Origin of the sequence: Thermoactinomyces mirandus, assembly GCF_013868055.1 — a bacterium.
GTDB classification, from domain to species: Bacteria; Bacillota; Bacilli; order Thermoactinomycetales; family Thermoactinomycetaceae; genus Thermoactinomyces; species Thermoactinomyces mirandus.
Window position 1 is genome coordinate 1 of sequence record NZ_JACEOL010000028.1, and the last position, 22,664, is coordinate 22,664.

The following is a 22,664-nucleotide window of genomic DNA, read 5'->3' on the forward strand; positions in this document are numbered from 1 at the left end:
AGGGATCAAGCAAGAAAGAACGGGATACAACAATCCTGACGCAGATGCTTATATTGAGCGTTGGTTTCGCACCCTGAAAGAAGAAACTGTTTGGCTCCAGGAATATTCTTCCTTCTTGGAAGCTAAAAACGACATTGATCAATATATAAAATTCTACAATGATGAGAGGCCACATTCTGCTTTGGGATATTTATCCCCTAAAGAGTTTCGTCAATCTATAACTTCAAATGTTGCTTAAATGTCTGGACAAACGGGGTTCATTAAGTGGTCACTACTGGAAGAGCCTGGCTGAGTTTCTTGAGAAACACGACATTAAAACAGTTATGGTTAACCCGATGCATGTAAAGAAGAGTAAAGAGTTGGATAATAATTCTCCGACCAAAAAAGATGAAAAAGATGCTCGTGTTATTACCGGATTGATTCAGGATGGACGGTACTCCGAACTTGGCTTTGATTTTTCTAAATAACAACTAAAAGAAAACAGTGCATCTCAAACTGGTCAGGCAACTGGAGTTTTAAGGGATTATCTTGAAGCTGATCCAAAATTGAAAAAAGAGCTTCTGGAGCAATTTCCAGAAAATGAGCGAAACTTAATTAAGAAGCATCTTAAATCAGGTAACCACAAAATCGGAAATTATACATGGCATCATCATCAAGAGACAGGTAGAATGCAACTTATACCGTCAGATGTTCATCGTAAAGGTTATCTTCATACAGGTGGGCATCGTATTTGGGGAAGACAGGAGGGGAAAATTGTGGTGGAATGGAAAGTTGTTAGGCAACCAGCTACGGATGAGGATATTCAAACCGTCGTGCAACTCCTGGCTGGCGGGAAAATTATGAATCTATTGACCGGATTTCCGTTTTGGAGCATGACCCTTTTGCCGCATCTGAACCGCATCGGTCCGTGACTTTTTTACCAGGTCTTCTGTTAAGCTGTGAGGTGGATCACAGCCATTTCCTGAAATTGTCGATTATATAAAAAACCCTCTTTCTACAAAAAAGAGGGGGGTTGCGAAGAGATTTTTTTATAATACTTGCTGGACTTCCCGGATTTCCGGTATTTCTTCCATCAAGGCACGCTCAATGCCGGCTTTCAGCGTAATGGTAGAACTGGGGCAGCTTCCGCAAGCTCCGAGCAAACGGACACGTACAATCCCATCTTCCACTTCGATCAGTTCAACGTCTCCGCCATCCCGCTGAATAAACGGACGTAATCTGTCCAGTACTTCGCTGACTCGTTCTTTAGCGGACATCCTTTTAACCCCTTTCTGTATGGAGTAACAGAGAGAGTGAGAAAAATTCCCAATGTCAAGTTTATTTTAGTTTTTTTCCCATATAAAATCAATGGTTAATTATGAGCAAACTGGTGTTCAGACAAGAGGCTTTTTTCATTACGGGAAAATTGCTATGCTTGGAATAGTAATTATTCTCTTGTTAAAAGGGGTATTGTCATGAAGAAACGATATGACAACATAAAAGAACTGATCGGCCACACTCCGATGGTCCGCTTGAAAGAGATAGGAATTCCTGCTCATATACATCTGTATGCAAAATTGGAGTTTTTCAATCCTGGTGGAAGTGTGAAAGACCGATTGGGGTTGGCGCTTATTCGGGAAGGGGAAAAAACCGGGAAATTAAAACCCGGAGGTACGATTATTGAGCCGACCGCCGGCAATACCGGAATTGGTCTGGCGCTGGCTACGGTTGGAACACCGTATCGGGTTATTTTTGTCGTACCGGAGAAGTTTTCTGTGGAAAAACAGGATTTGATGCGGGCGTTGGGAGCAAAAGTAATCAATACACCGACGGAAAAGGGTATGATTGGAGCCATGGAGAAAGCTAAAGAATTGGAGCAATCCATTCCGGGAGCTTACTGTCCGAAGCAATTTACCAATCCGGCCAATCCACAGGCCCATTATGAAAGCACGGCACCCGAAATCTGGGAGCAGATGGACGGACAAATTGATGTTTTTGTGGCCGGGGCAGGGTCGTCGGGTACTTTTATGGGAGTCGCCCGCTACCTGAAAGAAAAAAATCCGGCTATTCAAACAGTGATTGTCGAGCCGGAAGGGTCAATCATTGCCGGGGGAAAGCCAGGGCCCCACAGAACCGAGGGAATTGGCATGGAAATGTTCCCCGATTACTTTGACCGTTCCCTGATTGATGAGGTTTATACGGTAAAAGACGCGGATGCTTTCAGGCTTGTCAGGGAACTGGCGGCCAAAGAAGGATTGCTGGTGGGAAGTTCGTCAGGCGCTGCCTTCTATGCGGCCTTGCAGGAAGCAAAAAAATATGCAAAAGAAACGCGGATTGTCGTTATTTTCCCGGACAGCAGCGAACGTTATTTAAGTACAAACATTTATCAAAGCGAGGGATGAAATAATGAAACTGGACACGAAGCTGATTCATGGGGGCGTATTTGGTGATGAGCATACAGGAGCTGTAAGTGTGCCCATTTACCAGGTCTCCACTTATAAGCAGAAACGGGCGGGTGAACATGCCGGCTATGAATATTCCCGGACCGACAATCCGACACGCGCCGCTCTGGAGCAACTGATTGCCGAACTGGAAAACGGAGAGGCCGGTTTGGCATTTGCTTCGGGAATGGCCGCCATATCTGCCGTACTGTCCTGTTTTAATCAGGGGGATCATCTCGTGGTGGGAGATGATGTGTATGGAGGAACCTATCGCGTTATTGCAAAAGTTTTCCAGCGTTTGGGAATCAGGGCTACCTTTGTGGATACGAGTGATTTCCGACAGGTAGAGGCGGCCATTCTTCCGGAGACCAGGGCGATTTATATGGAAACACCAAGTAATCCGCTGTTAAAAGTATCCGATATCCGAAAGATCGCTCAACTGGCCAAGGCACACGGGCTCCTGCTGATCGTGGACAATACTTTTATGACTCCTTATTGGCAAAACCCGCTCGATCTCGGAGCCGATATTGTTGTTCACAGTGCGACCAAGTATCTTGGCGGGCACAGTGATGTGGTGGCTGGTCTTGTTGTGACCGGAAAGAAGGTATTGGGGGAAGAGCTCCACTTTCTGCAGAATTCCATCGGGGGGATTCTCGGCCCCCAGGATTCCTGGCTGTTGATGAGAGGAATCAAAACATTGGGGCTACGGATGAAACAGCATGAACAAAATGCACGGCAAATCGCCAAATGGCTGGAGGAACAAAAAGAAGTGAAAGTTGTCTATTATCCGGGGCTGATAACCCATCCTGGCCATGAAACAGCAAGGAGCCAGGCACGTGGCTTTGGCGGAATTATTTCTTTTGATGTCGGCAGTGAAAAGCTGGCAGATCAGGTTCTGGAAAAAACCTGCTATTTTACATTGGCGGAGAGTCTTGGAGCGGTAGAAAGCCTGATTTCCGTTCCGGCACGCATGACGCATGCCTCAATTCCTGCAGAACGCAGAGCCGAACTCGGCATTACGGATGGTTTGATCCGAATTTCCGTCGGGGTTGAGGATGTTGAAGATCTGATCATGGACCTGGAACAGGCACTTCGGTAAATCTGACCGGATTGGAGGAGGACCGGATGGGCAAACTGTCTGTTTATGTATACGGGGCGGAGGAAATTTGTTCAAGCTGTGTTAATTTGCCTTCTTCCAAAGAGACAGCAACGTGGCTGGAAGCCGCTTTGGCCAGAAAATACGGGAAAAAAATCACGGTTCATTATGTAGATATCCATCAACCGGAAACAGAAAAAGAAAAAGCTTTCAGTAAACGTGTATTTGAGGAAGAGTTGTGGTATCCGGTGGTGGTGATTGAAGACGAAATCATCGCCGAAGGCAATCCAGGGTTGAAACAGATTTGTCAGGTGATTGATCGTCTATTGTCATGATAAATAAATTGACGACACCGGTAACTCCCGGACAGTTGTAAAAAACATGAATGCAGCCGGATCGAACAGGTCGGAGCAATTTACGGATGCTCCGGACTTGTGGTTGATCCGGCTGTGTTGATGGAGATATGTTAATTTCTCAGGATGTATCCCGAAATTATTGTTCAATCCTTGAGATCTGGATAATATGGTTTGCTTTTTCCAATTCTTTCAGAACGTGGTCATCCACCTGATCGTCCACCTCAATTACCATTAGTGCTTCTTTGCCAATGTCATTCCGGGTAACTTCCATCTGTGCGATATTGATTTTGTGTTTGGCCAGAATTTCCGCCACAGATGCTACTGCTCCAAATCGGTCGTTATTTCTTATAATAATTGCCGGATGCTTTCCTGACAATTTTACTTCAAAACCGTTAATTTTTGTAGTTTCCATCATGTCTCCCCCCCTGGTAAAGAGAACAGCAACTCAAATGAGCTTATGACATCTTAAATAAAATCGATCCAAATATCCGCACAATGCTCTGACTGCTGACTGCTGTGTGCATCAAAGGACAATGCAGAGTGCACCAATCACTTCTTTGTTTCTGTTTTTCAGAAAAACGGCAGAGGATTTCAAGAGATTTTCATTCCGTGACTGTGTCCGCAGTCGGTTGGCATGGTCAAATCGGTTTATCCTCTTCGTTCATCCGATCCTCCTCTCAATGAAACCGTTTGCAAAAAGGGATAATCAATAAATATTTATATTGCAAATAAATAATAACAAAGCTTTTATGATGTAACAACAAAATTTAAATAGATATAATATTTATTGTAATTGTAAGGTTTGTAAATATAAAAAACATAAAAAGCCCCTGCGGAGGTTCTTCGACCAACTCTGAGCAGGCGTTTGGGAGGAGAATCATTTTGAGACGTCCCGACAGGATCATATAAACGTATTTCAGGCGGGTTTGGCAGGATTGGATTCATGATGCAGATGACTTCTGTTTTAGCGAAAAAATATATGTGGTTTTTAACATGAGAAATAAAAAGGTTTCATCATTTTTTCTTATTTTTGAGTTATTTTTTTTAATTCATTTATATTAGAACGTGATATCTTAATATATGTCTGTTATTAAACCTTTATCAGCTTAAGCTCAGGAATAGTATAATAGAATGGTAACGATCATAGAACATTCATGAAATTCATCAAACTGATTGTGTTTATATGATCGTGAATCTGACAAAGGTTTTTATTTATCTGATTGAGGGGCTGATTTGTATGTGGTTGATTCCCCTTTCGCTTGGAGTTCTGTTTGGATTGGGGATCCGGGAGAAGAAAAAACATCAGAAATACATTGATTCTATCCCTCTGCGCATCAATGTCAATGGCATTCGCGGCAAATCGACCGTAACAAGGCTGATTACAGGAATCATGATCGAAGCCGGCTATCGGGCGGTTGGCAAAACAACCGGAACGGCAGCAAGGATGATTTATTGGAATAAAAAAGAAGAAAAGCCCATTAAAAGAAGATTGGAAGGCCCCAATATCCGCGAACAAAAAGTGGTGGTTGAAGAAGTGGCAAAAGCGGGGGCAAATTGTCTGGTCAGTGAATGCATGGCTGTTAATCCCGATTACCAGATTGTCTTTCAGGAGCAGATGCTGCAAGCAAATGTTGGTGTTATTGTAAATGTCCTGGAAGATCACATGGATGTAATGGGACCTACATTGCAGGAAGTAGCAGAAGCGTTTACGGCCACGATTCCGTACAAGGGCCGTCTTATTGTTTCTGAAGGGCCGTTTGTCCCTTATTTCAAAAAAGTTGCCAGCCGGCGACGTACCCGCGTTTATGTAGCTGATCCATCCGGGATATCGGAGAAATTTTTGCGCCAGTTTGATTACATGATTTTCCCGGAAAATGCCGCCCTGGCTTTGGCGGTTGCTGAAGCGCTGGGGATTGACCGGGAGACAGCCTGCCGGGGCATGCTGAAAGCAAATCCGGACCCGGGCGCCATGCGAATTCTTCCACTTGGTGCCGATGAGCAACCTGCTTATTTTGTAAACGGGTTTGCAGCAAACGATGCGGCATCCACTTTAAATATCTGGGAGCGTGTCAGTATGCTTGGATATCCCGTTAAAAATCCCATCGTCATCATGAATTGCCGGCCTGACCGCGTTGACCGGACGGAGCAGTTTGCCCGGGATGTTCTGCCGCATATTCCGATGGATACCCTGGTGGTAATCGGGCAAACGACACAACCAGTCACCGACGCCTTTCAACAGGGGAAAATCCGTTGCCGTGAGTTGCTTGACCTGGAAAACGAGCCGGTGGAACGTGTTTACAATGCCATCAAGACAAAGTTGCATAACCGGATGGTGTATGGGGTTGGAAACATTCATGGGGCTGCCCAGCCGTTATGCGACTGGTTCCGGAAGATGAGTCAGGAGGCCAGGAAGGAAACAGAGGGAAAAATGGCTGGGGCAAATTCAGCTGCAACTGCAGAAAAGAAAATGGTACAGCCTCAAAAAGTAGCACACATTGTCAGCTAGGAGGAAAATTCGTTGTTTGGATCAGACTTGTACGTTTCCTTGATTATTGGAGTAGTACTCAGCCTGTTGTATGCTGAAAAAGTAGGTGTGATGCCGGCAGGGTTAATTGTTCCCGGTTATATGGGGCTGGTTTTTGATCAGCCTGTATTTGTCTGTGTCATTTTTGTAATCAGTTTTTTAACCTTTTTAATTGTGACAAAATTGGTCGGCCGTTATACGATTCTGTATGGAAGAAGGAAATTTGCGGCCATGTTATCCGTCGGAGTGGCTTTAAAGCTCATATTTGATTATATTTCCCCAATGACTTTTCCCTACCTTCCTTTTGAAATGCAGGAATTTCGGGGAATCGGTGTCATTGTTCCCGGACTTATTGCCAATACCATTCAGAAGCAGGGTGTGGTTCCCACTGTCGGAAGCACATTGTTGTTGAGCGGAGCCACTTTTGTCATTATGTTCTTGTATGAATTTGTGCTGCTGAAGTTTTTCTGATCAACGAATAAGACGAATCCTGATGGGGATGGAGAAAAGGAAAACAATCATCAATTCCCATTTTTCATTTGGACGGGTTAGGAAGGATTTTAATGCTGAACTGGAAACAAAGATTTCAACGTTATATCAAGCGGCAAAAAAAGAAAGCGGCAATCCATACAGTTTTTGCATTGCTGGCAGCGGTCCTGCTTATCATTGTGTTCCGGATCGCGGACTTGCAGGCAGAACCGGTTGAGATCCGGGATGACAAAAGCCGATTAACCATCAGCATGGTCGGCGACATGCTGTTCGGGCGGTATGTTGACAGGGTGATTGTGCCTGCAAGGGGATACGAATCCCTGTTTCGGCATGTTGGCCTCTACCTGAAGCATTCCGATTATGTTACGGGAAATTTTGATCAACCGGTCACAGAGCAGGAAGGGTATCCCAAAGCGGATAAACTGATGCATGTTTCTACTGGTCCGGAGGTTGCAAAAGTTTTGAAAAAAGCAGGCTTCACAACGGTCAACCTGGCAAATAACCATATGAAGGATTTTGGGCGGCAGGGGTTATTGGATACATTAAAGGCGTTTCAGGAGGTCAATATCGATACGGTAGGAGCCGGATATGACCTGCGGGATGCGACCGAAATCTCCTATGAAACGATCAAGGGAATCAAGATTGCAACTCTGGGATTTTCTGACTTGCTCCCGAAAGATTTTCAAGCCCTTTCCAACCGGTCCGGAATCGCGCCGGCTGACCCCGATGTGTTTTTTCGGGATGTTGCGAAAGCCAAGAAAAATGCAGATCTGGTCATTGTACATATGCACTGGGGCAAAGAGTATGACAGCGGCTATCATCCAAGACAGCGTGATTTGGGACATGCCTTGATCGATGCCGGGGCCGATATCGTGATCGGCCATCATCCCCATGTCCTTGAACCGGTAGAAGTATATAGGCAAGGAGTCATATTTTACAGCCTGGGTAATTTTATTTCGGACCAGGGCTGGTCAAGAACACGGGAAAGTATATTGGCTCAATATAAAATACAAAACAATGGCAAAGTGCTGCTTGAGATTCATCCGCTGGTCATCCGTGAGGGAACACCGAAGCCATTGTGCCGGAATCAATTGTACCGCCGGGAAAAAATTTTTATGCAGGTTACAAGCCAGCCGTATTTTTCGGAGGCCTGGAGCCGTGCATGGCAGCGGAAGGCAAACTCCCTGGTTTGCACCATTGAAATGCCTGCAAAGTTAAAACAAAAAATGGCCAAATAATGACAGCACCGATTGCATTCTAGAGGCTGTTTGCAAGATGACAGCGGGGAAGTGACAGAGGTGCGTAAAATGATGACTTTGAAACAGAAGTTTCAACGTTATGTCCGGAAAATACCTCTTCGCCCAAACTGAAAGGAGGGACAAAAAGTTGAGCAATAAGAAGCTGCATATTATCCTGGCGGTGTTTGTATTTGTGGGAACCATTTTCGCTTATGTCTACAAAAGCAATGAATATGATTCCAAAGCTTTTGAACAAACGGTTGCCAACAAGGAAAAACACAAGTATGGCGTTGCTGCCGCTCATCCCGAAGCTGTCCAGGCGGGAATGCAAATCATGGAACAGGGAGGCAATGCGGTAGATGCTGCGATTGCCGTATCCTATGTGCTGGGGGTTGTAGAACCATACGGGTCGGGCATTGGCGGCGGGGGTACCATGCTGATTGATTTCTACAGCAAAAAGGAGAAGCCTGTCGTCATTGATTATCGGGAAACAGCCCCATATACCGGAATTATTCCTGACAACGGAGTGGGGGTTCCCGGTTTTGTGAAAGGAATGGAACTGGCCCATGATAAATATGGAAAGCTGCCCATGAGCAAACTGATCCAGCCCGCCATTGAACTGTCGGAACAGGGATTTGAAGTAACCAACATCCTGAGCAGCCGGATCCGGGCAGCTCAATACCGTCTGCCAGTTGACAAACTGGGGCACATGTTCCCAAATGGAGAGCCGATTCAGCCGCAGCGTCTGCTGGTGCAGAAAGAACTGGCCAATACCCTGAAAGCAATTCAAAAAGACGGTGCAAAAGTTTTTTACCAGGGATTGATTGCCAGTGACATCGAGAACATTTCCCGGGGTGTCAAGAAGAGTGATCTGCAGAAGTATGAACCCCTTGTCAAAGAGCCGCTGATTATCAAATATAATGATTATCAAATGGTTACACCTCCTCCACCGACTGGTGGAGTGATGCTGGCGAAATCCCTGAGGATGGCGGATCAGCTGGATGTGGAAAAAACAAAAGATTTGTCGGCTGACCAGATTCATTTGTTGGGAGAAGTGAATAAACGGGTGAATTACGTACGTCGTCAGAACGTGGGTGATCCCCGGTTTGTCAATGTTCCGGTGAAAGATATGCTGGCGATGGATTACATCGAAAAGCTGGCCCGGGATGTGAACATGGAACAGATTTCCCTTAAATACAACAGTATCGCCGATTCCCTGGCGGACAAGGAAGATCATGACAACACCACACACTTTGTTGTTGTAGACAAGAACGGAAATATGGTTTGCGTAACCAATACACTAAGCAACTTTTTTGGTTCCGGGATTTATGTGGATGGCTTTTTCCTCAACAACCAGCTGAAGAATTTCAGCATTAACAAGAGTTCTCCGAACCGGCCCCAATTGGGGAAACGGCCACTTAGCTATACTGCCCCGACGATTTTCACCAAAAACGACCGTCCTGTTTTTGGAATCGGCAGTGCGGGAGGAAGCCGGATTACCCCTATATTGACGGAAGTCATTATCCGTATTCTGGAATATGACATGCCTGTTCAGGCAGCAATCAATCGTCCCCGGTTTATTGTAGAGGACAATATGGTTTATGTGGAAAAAACACTTCCGGCTGAAGTACAAAAAGAACTGGAGAAGAAGGGATATCAGGTTGTGGTTAAACCGACAGGCATGTATTATGGGGGTGTTCAGGGAATACGGGTTAACCGGAGTGATGATACGATGGAAGGAGGTTTTGACGGGCGACGGGATGGGGCGTTTCGGGTTGCCGCAGATTAATGGAGATGGGTTGGAGGCATTGGTATGAAACGTTTGCTCAGGATACTTACCCCGTTTATAATTATTGCCGCAATTTTAATTTTCCTTATGGACTTTCGTCATGTTGAACAACTGAGCGCTGAGGAGAAGCAGGCCATTGAGAAATACAGGGAACAACTGGTGAAAGGGACCTTGCTGTCCAAGCCGGAGGAAGGGATATTCTATCAGAAGGATTTCGATGAAATCGCCAAATCCCTCAATGCCCTGCACATGCATAGTCATTATTATGTATTCGGTCCCGAATGGGGAGACAAGCTGGCTGATCCGGGTGGTGAATTTAAAAAGATCGAAGCGATTATCAATAAGCCTGTCTACGTAAATGAAGGCACATATTATGAGTTTTTCCAGGCTTTTCGCCAGGATCTGGCTCTGTCGAAAGAAACATTGGGGAAGAGAGAGTCGCATGATATTCTGGATGATTTGTCTACACTGGTATTTACCGACGAAATCGTGGAAGACCGGCAATGGAGTCAGGCAGCAACTATTCAGGTTATGAAAGATCGTGGTCTGAAGTTGATCAAGGAGGAAAACGATCAGTCCTCCGGGAAGTAAGAAGCCCGGAGGTTTTGTTTTGTCAAAAATGGGCAAAACAAGCAGACTGCTTTATAATGATATAAAGAAAAGGAAAAAGATTCCTGTATATATATTGGAGTGAAAATAATGATACCCCTGGTAGAATTTTGCATAAACAATTTGACGGATGAAGTAGTGGCGGTCAAAAAGAAACTGGAAGATGATTCCGGTCTGGATGTGTTGGAATATGACTGTTTAAGGTATTGCGGCATTTGCGGTGAGCGACCTTACGCACTGGTAAATGGTGAAGTGGTCAAAGCTGATACCGGTGAGAATCTGCTTGCGAAAATTTATGAGGCCATCGAAGAGGCGGAAAATCATTATTTTTGCCATAAGCCATAAAGCTGAGAACACCTGGAATAGTGAGTGTCATGCAGTTTGCAGATAAAAAAATTTGTTTATCTCCCCTGAAATATACAACCCCAAGCCATTTTCTTGCGAAAAAGCTTGGGGTTTGTCATCAAGCTCAGCATCTGGGATTTCCAGATGCTTTTTTAATAAACAGCTATTTCATTATAGAATGTATCTCTTTCTACAGGTGTTCGGTTGGCGCCCTTAATTAACCAGATCAGTTCGTCCTTCGTCAATGCCTGCTGGGTTAAGGCTCCTGCAGAGTGACTGATCCGTTCCTGAACCAGGGTACCATGCAGATCGGAAGAGCCGAATTGAGTTGCCAACTGGGCCAATTGCGTGCCAATATTGATGAAATACGCTTTGATATGTGGGAAATTGTCCAGCATCAGCCGGCTGACGGCAATGGTCCGCATATCATCCATGGCACTGGTGCGGTGCTTGATGGAAGCGTTAACACTTCGTGGCTGCACAGCCAGCGGAATCAGAACCAGAAAGCCGTTCGTTTCATCCTGTAATTCACGAAGCCGAATCATGTGGATCAAACGTTCTTCCTTGGATTCAGTCAATCCGTAAAGCATGGTCGAATGTGTTTTCATTCCGAGCCCGTGGGCGATGCGGTGAACATTAAGCCATTCATCCGTACTTACTTTGTCAGGACTCATTTTCATCCTGTAATTTTCGGTAAGAATTTCGGCACCGCCACCAGTCAGCGAACTGACTCCGGCATCGATTAACTCTTTTAAAACCGTTTCGATGGAACGCCCTGACAAACGGGAAAAAAATTCGATCTCTGCTGCTGTATAAGCTTTAATGGTCACATGTGGATAATGTTTTTTTAAAGTGGAAATGGTCTCCAAATAGTAGTCGAAAGATACCGTATGGTTGTGACCGCCTACAATGTGGAATTCACGTATACCTTCTGTGTAACGTTCACCAACGTACTCAAGCAGTTCATCCGTGGACATGGTATAAGCACCTTTTTCCCCGGGGTCTCTGCGGAAAGCACAAAAGGAACATTTTGCCTCACAAATATTGGTAGGGTTGATATACATATTTTGAATAAAGTAAACACGATCTCCATTTTTCTTCATGTTTACTTCATTTGCCAATTGTCCGACCGTAAGCAGATCCGGAGATTCGTATAATTTTAATCCATCCTCCAATGTGAGGCGTTCCCCATTTTTCACTTTTTCTATTATTGCATCCAGATTGCGATCAGTCGCAGTCATAGTTAAAGACATGGAGATTCCCCCTTCCGGTATTGTTGCTTTCATGTTGCGAATCCACTTGATTAATGCCAGCTTTATGAAAGCCAGCACAACAATTTCAAGAATTATTCTCATGAGTGTTCGATAGATTCCATTTTACCATGTCTGAAACAAACCAACGTTATTTTTGTTATTATTTCATAAGTTAAAATAATATGATGCAACTTTATATATTCTATCACAAAGACTTAATGTTGGAAATCAAGGTGGTTTTGTCGTATTTCATCGAGGACGGGAATTGCATTTTTTTACAATTGTTCGCAAATGGTTCGAAATGACAGAATGTGATTGGATTCTTGTGTCTAAAAAATATATATAATTGAATAATTTGTAAAAAATACACCTTTTCTTTTCCCATTTGTCATTGTATACTGAAAATATCAGGCAATTCCGAACAAATGTACTCGTACAAGAGAAAAAGGGTCAAGATACGGGGAGGTGGTTGTCGAGATGAACAGGGGGCCAGCGTTGAAAGAAAGGTTGGAGACTGTCAGAAGGCGCATGGAAGAAGCGGCTGATTGTCTGGGGTTGAACCATCCGACGGTATATCAGTTGAGCCTTGAGCTGGATCAACTTCATAACATGTGGGAAAAGGAGATTTTTAACAAGAGGGAGACAGACAGGATCTGTCGGTTCCGTTCCCCGGTCAAACCAGTGAATGAACGGTCAAAAGACACAATGATGCAGGCAATATGATCTGATTATTCAATCTGTCATTATTTTCTGGCTATTTTCCGAAAAAGTGAAAACCACTTCTTTACAACACGGATCTGGAAGAGAAAATTTCCGGAAGCTGTATTTGTACGCAGGTGCACAATGAACCGGGTTGTTCTTATTAACAAGGGTTTTGATGCGAATAAACCCCCGTCTCTTATGAAGACGGAGGTTTTTTATTAATCGGAATTTCCTCAACCATAAAGATATTTGAAAATTTGCATGAGGTGCAGAATAAAATATGAGGGCAGAGATGATTTTCTGCATCAGGTAAGCCGTCGGTCATTTTCACATCATCAATCGCGCGATAAGGACTGTAATCATTGAACAGATCGGTAAACCGGCCCTGATCAGCCAGCCGGCTGCCGCATTTCGGGCAAGTTTTTTCCTCAAGCGAAGAAAAACCGTTGCAAACAGGGCAGGTATATTGATTGTTCGCATCCATGAAAAATTCTATTCCTTTCCTTTTTTATTATTGTTTCATAAAAGGATGACAATCATACAGGATGCGAACAGCATTGACCATGAATAACCGTTTCTGCCGCAATTAAAGTTTGAGGCTGGAACTGTGGCCTGGTTGAATCCGGGCCTTGGGATCAACATATTGTGCAGCATGGTTAACTGCTGTTGGTGCTTCACCAAAACAGACAGCAATCAGTTTTACCTTACCTGGATAAGTGGCAATATCTCCAGCCGCATAAATGCCGGGGATGTTGGTTTCCATTTTGGAATTTACCACAATGGCGCCCTTGTCGATTTCCAGTCCCCAATCCTTAATGGGACCCAGGGAGGAAACAAATCCGAAGCTTACAATTAAGGCGTTTACAGGGATCTCTTCTGAAACTCCACTGTTTTTGTTTTTAACGGTTACTTTCTCTATTTGGCTACCGCCATGCAAGGCTGTCACTTCCGCTGGAGTAATGACTCTTATGTTTGAATTCATCATCTGGTTTACACTATGTTCATGGGCACGGAATCTGTCACGACGATGGACGATGGTTACACTTTTGGCAATCGGTTCAAGCATCAGAGCCCAGTCAACAGCGGAATCTCCTCCGCCTGCAATCAAGACATCTTTTCCTGCAAACTGATTTTTATCATTTACAAAGTAATACAGGTTAGTGGCTTCATATTGTTCGGCATTGGGCAAATTGAGTCTTCGCGGTTCAAAGGCCCCGCAACCGGCTGTAATGATAATGGACCGGCTGAGGTGTACCTGCTTGTTAGTAACAATTTCAAATAATCTTTCTTCTTTTTTATTTACATTTAAAACTTTTTCATCCAAACAATAAATCGGGTCAAATTGATTGGCTTGCATCAGCAATCGATTGACCAGATCCTGAGCCAATACTTTCGGGAATCCGGCAATGTCATAAATGTATTTTTCAGGATAAAGCGCTGCCAATTGTCCACCCAACTGGGGCAAACTTTCAATGACTTTTACCGAAGCATGTCGCATCCCGGCATAGAATGCAGCAAACAAACCTGCAGGTCCACCGCCAATAATTGTAATATCTATGATTTTTTGGTCAGTTTGTTGAGTAGTCACAACGACACCTCCAAAGATTCATTTAAAAATATAGAAAATTATATTAATATAATATACAATTTTCCTTACTATTTAGCAATGAATATTGGTAAAAAATGTTTCCAAGCTAAACTATACAGTATAAAACAGAAAAATGGAGAAAATGTGAACAGGCCTATTGCGAAAAGTTCGTGAAAATAATATCATAAAAAATGGCATGAATCAATAAATGAGAAATAAGATGATTTTCCGACTTTGTGAGAAATCAATCATTTTATAATAATAATTTCAGATGGATGTGATTTTTAATGAGTGTACCCAGAATAGTGATATTGGGAGCGGGGTATGGAGGCTTGATGGCAGCGAAAGGACTGGCCAAAGAGCTGAACGAAAATGAAGCCGACATTACGCTGGTCAACCAGAACGGCTACCACTATATCACTACCAAATTGCATGAGCCGGCAGCCGGTACGGCACATCATGATCATGCGCGAATATCCATTCCATCCATAATCGATTCGAATCGCATCAAATTTGTACGAGATTGCGTAACAGGGATTCATTTGGACAAAAAAGTTGTTCAGTTAAAAAATAATGATTCTCTATTATATGATTATCTGGTGATCGGTTTGGGGAGTGTTCCCGAGACATTCGGAATCAGGGGTTTGCTGGAAAACTCCTATTCCATACGCAATATCAACAGTGTACGGATCATCCGCCAACATATGGAATATATGTTTTCCCGTTATGCGTTGGAAAAGAGACAGGAATTGATTACAATCGTTGTCGGGGGAGCCGGCTTTACGGGGATTGAATACGTTGGCGAGCTGGTTGACCGTATGCCCGAGCTGTGCCACGACTATGATATCCCGTTAGAAAAAGTCCGGATCATAAACATTGAAGCTGCTCCCAGTGTGTTGCCCGGATTTGACCAGGAGTTAGTTGATTATGCCGTTAAATATCTGGAAAGTAAAGGTGTTGAATTTATTGTAAATACACCGATTGAAGAATGTACGGAAGATGGGGTCATACTCAAGGGCGGCCGTGAAATCAAGGCAGCCACAGTTGTGTGGACAGGGGGAGTACGCGGAAACAAACTGGTGGAAGATTCCGGTATTGAAACAATGCGGGGACGTGCCAAAGTAGATCGGTATTTGCAGGCGCCAGGTTATGATCAGATATACGTTATCGGAGACTGTTCCCTTGTTTTCCCGGATGAAAACTCACGCCCCTATCCGCCAACAGCCCAAATGTCCATGCAGCAGGGAAAATATTTGGGGAGAGAACTGGCTAAAGTGGTGCGAGGCGGAAAAATGGAACAACCATTTGAGTACAAGCCAAAAGGAACAGTCGCATCATTGGGCAGAAAAGAAGCAATCGGCGTTGTGGGAGACAGGAAGATCATAGGGGGGACCGCTGCCCTGATTAAAAAATTCATTGAAATACGCTGGTTGTTTTTGTTAGGCGGCGTTTCGCTGGTGCTCCGTAAAGGTACCCTTTAGTGATAATGTTTTTCAAGAAACCGCTTGTCGACAAAATATGAAGAAGCAATTTTTGGAAGCGAAGTGTAGTCCTGAAAATCGTCTTCCCGGATCTCGTTTTCTAAGTCTGAAGGCCCTTCAAACTAACAGAAGGGCTTTTTTGCAAGTTGGTCAGCAATTGTACCAAAAGTACCGGATATTAATGTTGTTAACGCTTACATCGGTAATAAAACAACATTCTCTTTTTAAATAGTGTTTTTCTTTTTAATATAAATAATATATTATTTTCTGAAAACAGCAAGTTGAATGGGGGTTGGTGACAGTGGTTTCTGATAAAAAGTGTGAGTATTGCGATGGGCAGGGATATGTCAATCTGCTTCTGGGTGGATCAGAAAGCTGCTATGCCTGTCATGGAACAGGTACAGTTAAGGCAAGAAACAGCAAGGCTCAAAAACAAACACAAAATTCAAAATATTAGTTCAAAGGACATCCCATGTTTGTGGCCCGGGGAAACAGACCCGCCCCTGGTTACGGTCATTTTGAAATGGACACAGCGTTGCAAAACTCCGTATAAAGGGTTTTGATCAAAAAACTTTGATTTTACAGCGGGTTGTAGCGCAGCATAGCTGTACAGACGTCATGTTTTTTGGTTGATAATTAAAACCAAAATATCAAAAATTCCCCATTTTCACAGTTAATGATTGACCTTCCGACGGATCTTCAGTAAAATAAGTGGGAACTTTTTGCGGATGGAGGCGATGGTGTATGACGCTCGCCCAGTTGATCATTTCCATTCCTTTATTATTTGTGCTTTTTTTTGGGCTTGGGTTTATCCTGAATATGATTTTGAAGACGACCTGGCTGCCGCTTGTCATTTTCTTTGCGGTTGTTTTATATGTCGGCCGTGACATAACGCAAATTGTTACCATTGTTAATGCGGTCCTGTTTTTTGCGGGGCTGATGGGTGTACTTGTCGGAATCCTGGCAATTCGGGCTCTTCGGTCAAAAGGTTATCAGATGTTTTAGATGAACCAGGGAACTGTTAACCCTGGCTTTTTTGTGAGATTGGCCCAAAGGTGGAACAGAAGGTGAAAAGCATGTTTTTATTTGTAGTGAATACTGAATCCGGTAAAGGTAAAGGACGGGCTGTCTGGCAAAAGGTAGAGAAAAGTTTGCAGATGTATTCCATCGCTTACCAGGTATGGTTTACCCAAAAGGAGAGAAAATTGACGCCAGCAATTCGCAACCAACTGAAAAGCAAGCGCTGGCGGGCAGTTGTGGCGGTGGGCGGGGATGGCACAGTAAATGAAGCAGGTGGCGGGGTGATCGGTGAAAATATCCCGTTTGGGATTATTCCGACCGGAACGGGGAATGACTTTGCCGCTTATCACAAAATCCCGTATGATGCCGAAAAGGCGCTTGCCCGCATTCTGGATTTTCAGGCAAAGCTGATTGATACAGCCTATGTCAATGGCCAGCCAATGCTGGGATCAATGGGGGTTGGTCTGGACGCGATCATTGTTGATCGAACCAACCGATCTGTACATAAGAAGTGGCTCGGTTCGCTTTCATATGGAGTGGAAGCAATCAAAAGCCTGTTTTCTTTCAAACCGCAGAAAGCCACGTTAACGATCGACGGAAAGGAAGAGAAGATCGGGCAAAACTGGATTGTTGCTGTTGTTAATATTGGACAGTATGGAGGGGGAATTGAGATTTGCCCCCAGGCAGAAACCAGTGATGGATATCTGGATATATGCAGTATCGGAAACATAACAAAAAAGGAATTTCTTCGTGCTTTTCCTTTGGCTTATCGCGGACGCCATGCAGATCACCCGGCCGTAAGCATGAAACGGGGACAAACCATCACGATCTCAGGAATGTTCCCCCTTCTCTATCATGTTGATGGAGAAATTATGGGAACGACTCCTGTCCGGGTGGAAATTCAGCCTGGATCGCTTCTCCTTCTGTAAGGATGTTGACGGGACTGGTTTGATACCCGCCCCGGAACTGAATGGATCAGGCGGGTATCTGGATCAAATACCCGCCTGGGGTTCAACACAATCGATGTCAATACCAGATCCAGTATATAATGATCGATATAAAAATTCCGAACCAGGCTCCGGTAAAGACCTCAATCGGCTGATGCCCCAAAATTTCTTTCAGGCGAACGCTTGCTTCTGTTACCGGTTTTTCTTTCATATGGCGCAGTTCGTTCAGCAGTGAGGAAAAATCTTCAGCCAACTGGTTCAGAACTTGTGCATGCATTCCTGCTTGCCGGCGAACCCCCGTCGCGTCATACATTACGATGATTCCAATAATGGTGGATACAGCAAAAGATGGGGAATCCCATCCGTATGCAAGTCCTAACGAAGTGGCCAGGGATGTAACTGCGGCGGTATGTGCGCTTGGCATTCCTCCGGAATTAATAATCCAGCTCCAGTCCCATTGATGGGTGATGATGAAATTCCAGGGAACTTTAATCAGCTGTGCCAGAATGATTGCAGTCAATGACGCCCAAAGCGGGAAATTGGCCATTAGCTCAGCCAACATCAATGTCTTGGTCACCCTTTCCGTTTAAGCATCAGGGATATGTATCGCTGACAGAGGGATAGATTACTCATTTCCTGTTTTTTTGTTAAACTATTTTATTATATCTTATCTATCCCTTTTTTAAAAATCCGAATCGTACATCATTGGAAGAAAACTGCGAGGAAAACAGGAATTGTGGGCGTCGTTTGGGAATATTGCCAAAGAAAAAGGAATGATTCGCCCGGGTCCGTTGCTGCATAATTATTATTTACAGTAAGACATATTCCATGAATATGGGGAAATAAAATGCAAAAACATTATGAATTGACCGGCAATGTTACCGGACTTATACCAGTTGACAGGGCATTTTTCAAAAAAACATTGACATTGATTCAGAACGGTGCTAAGATGTATTTTGTCAATTTAATCTGATTTAACAAGCCGAAGTGGCGGAATAGGCAGACGCGCACGACTCAAAATCGTGTTCCATTATGGAGTGTGGGTTCGACTCCCACCTTCGGCACCAACGATTATGCTGGGGTGGCGGAATAGGCAGACGCACAGGACTTAAAATCCTGCGGTAGGTGACTACCGTGTCGGTTCAAGTCCGACCCTCAGCACCACAAGTACTCCATTTCCTGATGAAATGGAGTTTTTTTAGGCCAAAAATCAAAGATGCCCCGCTGATCCGCAGGGCATCGATAGTGTCAGGAAGTGAGCAGGGATGAAGGAGGCTCGTTGTCAAGGGCGAGAATTTCTTCTTTATCCGGCAGTTCATAAACCTCATCCAGAATATGTTTTAGAACCAGATAGGCTGAATATGGGTTTTGCAAATAGTTTTCTGTAAAAAACAGCTTTGTTTCCGGGCAAAAGATAAATGCCTTCAAATTTTCAAGCTGTTGGATTTTTTGCTTGATCACTTCTAATACTTCGGGGCAGTCACTAGATAGTTTTCCCTCTTTCCAGGTGATGGTTATGTGTTCATACAACCAGCCCTCGATCGTGAATTCACGCAACATATGTTCCCCTCCACAAAAAGTTCAGAATCTGTTCCAGTAGCCTATTATTTTTTCATTACGTGGATCGTTCAAAATAATCCTGCTTTTCCCTCCTTATTCGCAACCATTTGAATATTGGCGGATCATGGGTTGAAAGAGATGACCATTTTGAAAAACAGCCGGAGTCAAAAACAGGAAAATTGTGTATAATAGCAGGAAGGAGGCGTCAGGGAGGCGTTATTTTATGAAATTGCCCGCTTCAGAGAGAAAGTCGCGTTACTCCTACAAGGATTATCTAAAATGGGATCAGGAAGATGAACGATGGGAAATTATTGAAGGGATTCCGTTTGATATGACACCTGCTCCTTCCTCCAGGCATCAGGAAGTGCTGGGAAGTATTTTTGCACTTTTCTATAATTATCTGGCAGACAGAAGAGGAAAAGTGTATATGGCTCCCTTTGAAGTAAGGTTGTCAGACAGTGAGAAAGATGAGGAAACCTTTAACGTGGTCCAGCCTGATGTGACGGTGGTTTGTGATTATACGAAAATTGACCGGCGCGGTTTGAAAGGCAGCCCTGATTTGGTGGTGGAAATCCTGTCTCCCGGGATCGCTGCAAAAAGGGACAAGGTTGTCAAATTTAAATTGTATGAGAAATACAAAGTGAAAGAATACTGGATCGTTGACCCGTTTCATGAAAATATCGAGGTGTTTGTTCTTGAAAATGATGCCTATCAGAACCGCAATGTATATGTGAAAGGAGATGTATTCACGGTAAGCATTTTTTCCGATCTGCTGGTAGATCTGAATCAGATTTTTCCGGATGAGACCTTCTGAAGAAAGAAGGTCTGTTTTTGATTTTGGCAAATGTTTTCCGTTTATGTAGTAGTTATGTTGTTCAATAAAGTATCCTTTACCCGTTCAATGGTATGAATCACTTGACCCGGTATTCAGCTAAAACCATCCTGTTCGATATTCTGTAGTCACCATAATCAGAGCGGCCCGCGCTTTTCTGGCAATTGCGATATTTGGCGCTGCCATGTCCCGGTTTACCCGATAACTGAACGGTAAAGTGTGATACATCCTCCCGCAAACTCCTTCCGGTTTTTCCGTCAGCCGCGCAGATCAAATTTCAATATATTCATTCATTTCCGCTGTTGTCTCGGGAAGCGGCGGAATACAGAGCCGAATCCGACCGGCCGGGTTATTTGCGGGAAACCCTCTTTTCCAGAAAAAGGTTGGATTGCACTCATATTTTTGTGGTGGGGAGCTTGTCTGTACATTTCACTTCCTGATCAGGCTATAATAAAAATTGACCAGAAATAAAAACGGCAAAGGTCAGTTCGCCTGTATTCTGGTATAATTAAAATTAAATTTAAAAGTTGAACAGTTGGTAAATTTGGTTGTTACAAGTGGATTGAGGCTGGAATTGGAAGATTGATCATATAATATACAAATAATAATACTCATTTACAGATTGTTTTCATATTAAAATAAAAAAGTGTAAGTATTGGAAAAGAGTCTCTTCAATTATCGCATTTATCATGTATATTTTTATTTAGCAAATCTATTGAACGAATAGGGTGGAGCTGGATAATGCTGAGTGAACAACATCATCGTCAGTTACATATGATTGCTGCATATCTGCCTGGAGTCAACTACGACTGGGAAAAAGAAAAAATGGTCCATGTATTTTCCGTTCTGGCCGAATTACTGGGTTATCGCATGATGTGGGAAGAATCTGAAGGGGTTTGTTTTTGCAATCATAACGATGGTTTTCCACGAATATTTCTTGAACGCAACCAGGAGAAAATTCAATCTGTCTGGTTGGATATTGATACTTTTCGGGAAATGGACCTGTTGTTAAAATATAGCAGCAGAAGCAATGATAAAATCAATGAATTGACAATTGAAAGATTATACAAACTGGATGCGGCTGTCCGGTTTTTGACCGTGTTTTGGGGTCCTCCCAAATTTTATGGGGAATTTTGGGATCCCGGTTTTCCACGTGATCAATATGTTGCCATTATGATGGCCTTATGGAAGATGAATAATGTCAACATTGCCCTGCAGGTAGAGCATCAGGAACGCAATTATCCAATCAGTTTAAACATGTTAATCACTCCTGACCGGGAATCAGCCTCGAAACAGGTTGATGCACTGGTCAACCAGTAAGGGAAGCCTGCCCCTCCCCCCTTTTTCCAATATTAAACAGTCAGACGGTCGGTTATGTATGTTAAATTAGCTGTGAAGAAAAACCAATTTAGAAAAGGGGTTAAAATATGAGTTTGCAAGCATTGGCTGTGGGATTAATGCTATTTTTCTCTTCTCTAACTGGGTTTGACGCAGTATTGGATTTTTTCGGCATTGACAAACAGGTTTATCTTGAGCATATACAACAGACCAAACAGGCTATTGTGTTGCAGGAAACGGGGCCGCAAAATGACCAGTCTGCACCGTCAGCCCAGCCGGCTCCTTCCGGACAATCGGATGCACTGTCAACAACGGCACAGGCAGCTGAACAGCCATCACAATCAGCACCGGCACAAGGGACTGATGCTGAGGTATTGCAAATTGAAAAAGATGTTTTTCAACTGGTAAACCAGGAACGGGAAAAACGCGGTTTGAAGCCTCTTCGGCTTGATGCAGATGTTTCCAAAGTGGCTGACAGGAAATCACAGGATATGAAAGAAAAGCATTATTTTGATCATCAGTCGCCAACATATGGATCTCCGTTTGAGATGCTGCAAAAACATGGCATTCCCTTCCGGGCAGCGGGAGAAAATATTGCTGCAGGTCAGAAAACGGCAAAAGAAGTGACGAATGGCTGGATGAACAGCGAAGGGCATAGCGCCAATATTTTGAATCCTGACTACACCCATATCGGAATCGGCTATGTCCAGGGCGGAGATTATGGAACCTATTGGACACAAATATTTATTCAGAAGTAAGCTAATTCAAAAAGAACCCCTGCGAACATGGTCAAGCCCCAAAAAAGTAGACGCAAAAAAACACCCGGATTATGCTGCATGCTGACGCCTGTATTCTAACAGGCGTCAGCTTATTTAATTTCAGTTGAAGTCTCTCCTCATTGTAAAAATGGTTATACTGTTGAATCAGGATTTGAGCCTGTTCAGTATCTTGGATATGATGGTATTGGAGAGCTTCTGTCTTTAAGTGGGAGAAGAAACTTTCAATCGGAATCGGGGCATTGTCCAAGCAATTGCCTCGTCTTGACATGCTGGGTCGAAGGCCAAACTGAGCCAGCAT

General features: G+C 43.8%; 27 protein-coding genes, 2 tRNA genes and 3 pseudogenes. 22 read left to right on the top strand and 10 right to left on the bottom strand.

What is annotated here, in order from left to right; translation table 11 throughout:
- From H2C83_RS08295 to H2C83_RS18530, 3 genes and pseudogenes are all read left to right on the top strand, one after another.
- The coding region (locus H2C83_RS08295) for an integrase core domain-containing protein (RefSeq protein WP_181739658.1) at positions 1–238 on the top strand (238 nt) is incomplete at its 5' end.
- Positions 239–263: 25 nt separating this feature from the next.
- A pseudogene (locus tag H2C83_RS08300) lies at positions 264–440 on the top strand (IS110 family transposase); the annotation flags it as partial.
- A 66-nt stretch (positions 441–506) separates the two neighbouring features.
- Positions 507–911 (top strand): annotated as a pseudogene (locus H2C83_RS18530) (HNH endonuclease); the annotation flags it as partial.
- Positions 912–1,028: 117 nt separating this feature from the next.
- Here the strand turns inward: H2C83_RS18530 and H2C83_RS08310 are convergent.
- A complete protein-coding gene (locus H2C83_RS08310) occupies positions 1,029–1,256 on the bottom strand; it encodes a NifU family protein (protein WP_181739662.1) in 228 nt (75 codons plus the stop codon).
- 198 nt (positions 1,257–1,454) lie between these two features.
- Here H2C83_RS08310 and cysK point away from each other — a divergent pair, with 198 nt between their 5' ends.
- From cysK to H2C83_RS08325, 3 genes are read left to right on the top strand one after another with little or no spacing between them, the layout of a single operon-like run.
- Entirely contained in the window at positions 1,455–2,381 is a 927-nt protein-coding gene (gene cysK / locus H2C83_RS08315) for a cysteine synthase A (protein WP_181739664.1), read from the top strand.
- A gap of 4 nt (positions 2,382–2,385) precedes the next feature.
- The gene (locus H2C83_RS08320; RefSeq protein WP_181739666.1) at positions 2,386–3,519 is read left to right on the top strand and encodes a bifunctional cystathionine gamma-lyase/homocysteine desulfhydrase; all 1,134 of its coding nucleotides are present in this window, start codon (positions 2,386–2,388) and stop codon (positions 3,517–3,519) included.
- Between the two features lie 26 nt (positions 3,520–3,545).
- On the top strand, positions 3,546–3,851 hold the full coding sequence (locus tag H2C83_RS08325; RefSeq protein WP_181739668.1) for a YuzD family protein: 306 nt from the start codon (positions 3,546–3,548) through the stop codon (positions 3,849–3,851).
- A 157-nt stretch (positions 3,852–4,008) separates the two neighbouring features.
- Here H2C83_RS08325 and H2C83_RS08330 read toward each other — a convergent pair whose 3' ends face one another.
- Together H2C83_RS08330 and H2C83_RS18535 are read right to left on the bottom strand one after the other, a co-directional pair.
- Entirely contained in the window at positions 4,009–4,287 is a 279-nt protein-coding gene (locus H2C83_RS08330; protein WP_181739670.1) for an ACT domain-containing protein, read from the bottom strand.
- 108 nt (positions 4,288–4,395) lie between these two features.
- Positions 4,396–4,524 carry a PAS domain-containing protein gene (locus H2C83_RS18535; RefSeq protein WP_181739707.1) on the bottom strand — a complete coding sequence of 43 codons (129 nt, stop codon included), beginning with the start codon at positions 4,522–4,524 and terminating at the stop codon, positions 4,396–4,398.
- A gap of 585 nt (positions 4,525–5,109) precedes the next feature.
- On the opposite strand from H2C83_RS18535, the pseudogene pgsB reads away from it, so the two are divergent.
- The 6 genes and pseudogenes from pgsB to H2C83_RS08365 form a co-directional block, all read left to right on the top strand.
- A pseudogene (gene pgsB / locus H2C83_RS08340) lies at positions 5,110–6,252 on the top strand (poly-gamma-glutamate synthase PgsB); the annotation flags it as partial.
- 138 nt (positions 6,253–6,390) lie between these two features.
- The gene (gene pgsC / locus H2C83_RS08345; RefSeq protein ID WP_181739674.1) at positions 6,391–6,867 is read left to right on the top strand and encodes a poly-gamma-glutamate biosynthesis protein PgsC; all 477 of its coding nucleotides are present in this window, start codon (positions 6,391–6,393) and stop codon (positions 6,865–6,867) included.
- A gap of 92 nt (positions 6,868–6,959) precedes the next feature.
- Positions 6,960–8,123: a CapA family protein gene (locus tag H2C83_RS08350; RefSeq protein ID WP_181739677.1), complete on the top strand. Its 1,164-nt coding sequence runs from the start codon at positions 6,960–6,962 to the stop codon at positions 8,121–8,123.
- A 148-nt stretch (positions 8,124–8,271) separates the two neighbouring features.
- Positions 8,272–9,912: a gamma-glutamyltransferase gene (ggt, locus tag H2C83_RS08355; protein WP_181739679.1), complete on the top strand. Its 1,641-nt coding sequence runs from the start codon at positions 8,272–8,274 to the stop codon at positions 9,910–9,912.
- 24 nt (positions 9,913–9,936) lie between these two features.
- Positions 9,937–10,503 carry a hypothetical protein gene (locus tag H2C83_RS08360; protein ID WP_181739681.1) on the top strand — a complete coding sequence of 189 codons (567 nt, stop codon included), beginning with the start codon at positions 9,937–9,939 and terminating at the stop codon, positions 10,501–10,503.
- 108 nt (positions 10,504–10,611) lie between these two features.
- Positions 10,612–10,866, top strand: coding sequence for a DUF1450 domain-containing protein (locus H2C83_RS08365; protein WP_181739710.1), 255 nt, complete (start codon positions 10,612–10,614; stop codon positions 10,864–10,866).
- A gap of 152 nt (positions 10,867–11,018) precedes the next feature.
- Here H2C83_RS08365 and mqnE read toward each other — a convergent pair whose 3' ends face one another.
- Positions 11,019–12,119: an aminofutalosine synthase MqnE gene (gene mqnE, locus H2C83_RS08370; protein ID WP_181739711.1), complete on the bottom strand. Its 1,101-nt coding sequence runs from the start codon at positions 12,117–12,119 to the stop codon at positions 11,019–11,021.
- Between the two features lie 477 nt (positions 12,120–12,596).
- On the opposite strand from mqnE, the gene H2C83_RS08375 reads away from it, so the two are divergent.
- Complete coding sequence (locus H2C83_RS08375) at positions 12,597–12,842, top strand: Spo0E family sporulation regulatory protein-aspartic acid phosphatase (protein ID WP_181739683.1); 246 nt, start codon at positions 12,597–12,599, stop codon at positions 12,840–12,842.
- A 175-nt stretch (positions 12,843–13,017) separates the two neighbouring features.
- Here the strand turns inward: H2C83_RS08375 and H2C83_RS08380 are convergent, their stop codons facing one another.
- Entirely contained in the window at positions 13,018–13,305 is a 288-nt protein-coding gene (locus tag H2C83_RS08380) for a hypothetical protein (protein ID WP_181739685.1), read from the bottom strand.
- Positions 13,306–13,407: 102 nt separating this feature from the next.
- The gene (locus H2C83_RS08385; protein WP_181739687.1) at positions 13,408–14,409 is read right to left on the bottom strand and encodes an NAD(P)/FAD-dependent oxidoreductase; all 1,002 of its coding nucleotides are present in this window, start codon (positions 14,407–14,409) and stop codon (positions 13,408–13,410) included.
- A 287-nt stretch (positions 14,410–14,696) separates the two neighbouring features.
- On the opposite strand from H2C83_RS08385, the gene H2C83_RS08390 reads away from it, so the two are divergent.
- The 4 genes from H2C83_RS08390 to H2C83_RS08405 all read left to right on the top strand — a co-directional run bounded on the left by H2C83_RS08390 (position 14,697) and on the right by H2C83_RS08405 (position 17,839).
- The gene (locus tag H2C83_RS08390; RefSeq protein ID WP_181739689.1) at positions 14,697–15,890 is read left to right on the top strand and encodes an NAD(P)/FAD-dependent oxidoreductase; all 1,194 of its coding nucleotides are present in this window, start codon (positions 14,697–14,699) and stop codon (positions 15,888–15,890) included.
- A gap of 295 nt (positions 15,891–16,185) precedes the next feature.
- On the top strand, positions 16,186–16,347 hold the full coding sequence (locus H2C83_RS08395; RefSeq protein ID WP_376766353.1) for a YuiA family protein: 162 nt from the start codon (positions 16,186–16,188) through the stop codon (positions 16,345–16,347).
- A 287-nt stretch (positions 16,348–16,634) separates the two neighbouring features.
- Entirely contained in the window at positions 16,635–16,895 is a 261-nt protein-coding gene (locus H2C83_RS08400) for a YuiB family protein (protein WP_181739693.1), read from the top strand.
- Between the two features lie 71 nt (positions 16,896–16,966).
- Positions 16,967–17,839 carry a diacylglycerol/lipid kinase family protein gene (locus H2C83_RS08405; protein ID WP_246333817.1) on the top strand — a complete coding sequence of 291 codons (873 nt, stop codon included), beginning with the start codon at positions 16,967–16,969 and terminating at the stop codon, positions 17,837–17,839.
- A gap of 97 nt (positions 17,840–17,936) precedes the next feature.
- Here H2C83_RS08405 and H2C83_RS08410 read toward each other — a convergent pair whose 3' ends face one another.
- Positions 17,937–18,419: a divergent PAP2 family protein gene (locus H2C83_RS08410; protein WP_181739697.1), complete on the bottom strand. Its 483-nt coding sequence runs from the start codon at positions 18,417–18,419 to the stop codon at positions 17,937–17,939.
- Positions 18,420–18,838: 419 nt separating this feature from the next.
- On the opposite strand from H2C83_RS08410, the gene H2C83_RS08415 reads away from it, so the two are divergent.
- Positions 18,839–18,924 (top strand) — tRNA-Leu (locus H2C83_RS08415).
- Between the two features lie 8 nt (positions 18,925–18,932).
- Positions 18,933–19,021: transfer RNA gene (locus H2C83_RS08420), tRNA-Leu, on the top strand.
- Between the two features lie 84 nt (positions 19,022–19,105).
- On the opposite strand, the gene H2C83_RS08425 is transcribed toward H2C83_RS08420, so the two are convergent.
- Positions 19,106–19,417 carry a hypothetical protein gene (locus H2C83_RS08425; RefSeq protein ID WP_181739698.1) on the bottom strand — a complete coding sequence of 104 codons (312 nt, stop codon included), beginning with the start codon at positions 19,415–19,417 and terminating at the stop codon, positions 19,106–19,108.
- A 223-nt stretch (positions 19,418–19,640) separates the two neighbouring features.
- Between H2C83_RS08425 and H2C83_RS08430 the strand changes: the two genes are divergently transcribed.
- Entirely contained in the window at positions 19,641–20,231 is a 591-nt protein-coding gene (locus tag H2C83_RS08430) for a Uma2 family endonuclease (protein WP_181739700.1), read from the top strand.
- Positions 20,232–20,348: 117 nt separating this feature from the next.
- On the opposite strand, the gene H2C83_RS18135 is transcribed toward H2C83_RS08430, so the two are convergent.
- Positions 20,349–20,477, bottom strand: a complete 129-nt coding sequence (locus tag H2C83_RS18135) for a hypothetical protein (RefSeq protein ID WP_281364125.1) — start codon at positions 20,475–20,477, stop codon at positions 20,349–20,351.
- Positions 20,478–20,990: 513 nt separating this feature from the next.
- On the opposite strand from H2C83_RS18135, the gene H2C83_RS08435 reads away from it, so the two are divergent.
- Together H2C83_RS08435 and H2C83_RS08440 are read left to right on the top strand one after the other, a co-directional pair.
- Positions 20,991–21,569, top strand: coding sequence for a hypothetical protein (locus tag H2C83_RS08435; RefSeq protein ID WP_181739702.1), 579 nt, complete (start codon positions 20,991–20,993; stop codon positions 21,567–21,569).
- Positions 21,570–21,676: 107 nt separating this feature from the next.
- Positions 21,677–22,345, top strand: a complete 669-nt coding sequence (locus H2C83_RS08440; protein ID WP_181739704.1) for a CAP domain-containing protein — start codon at positions 21,677–21,679, stop codon at positions 22,343–22,345.
- 31 nt (positions 22,346–22,376) lie between these two features.
- Here the strand turns inward: H2C83_RS08440 and H2C83_RS08445 are convergent, their stop codons facing one another.
- On the bottom strand, positions 22,377–22,664 hold the full coding sequence (locus H2C83_RS08445; protein ID WP_220184074.1) for an integrase core domain-containing protein: 288 nt from the start codon (positions 22,662–22,664) through the stop codon (positions 22,377–22,379).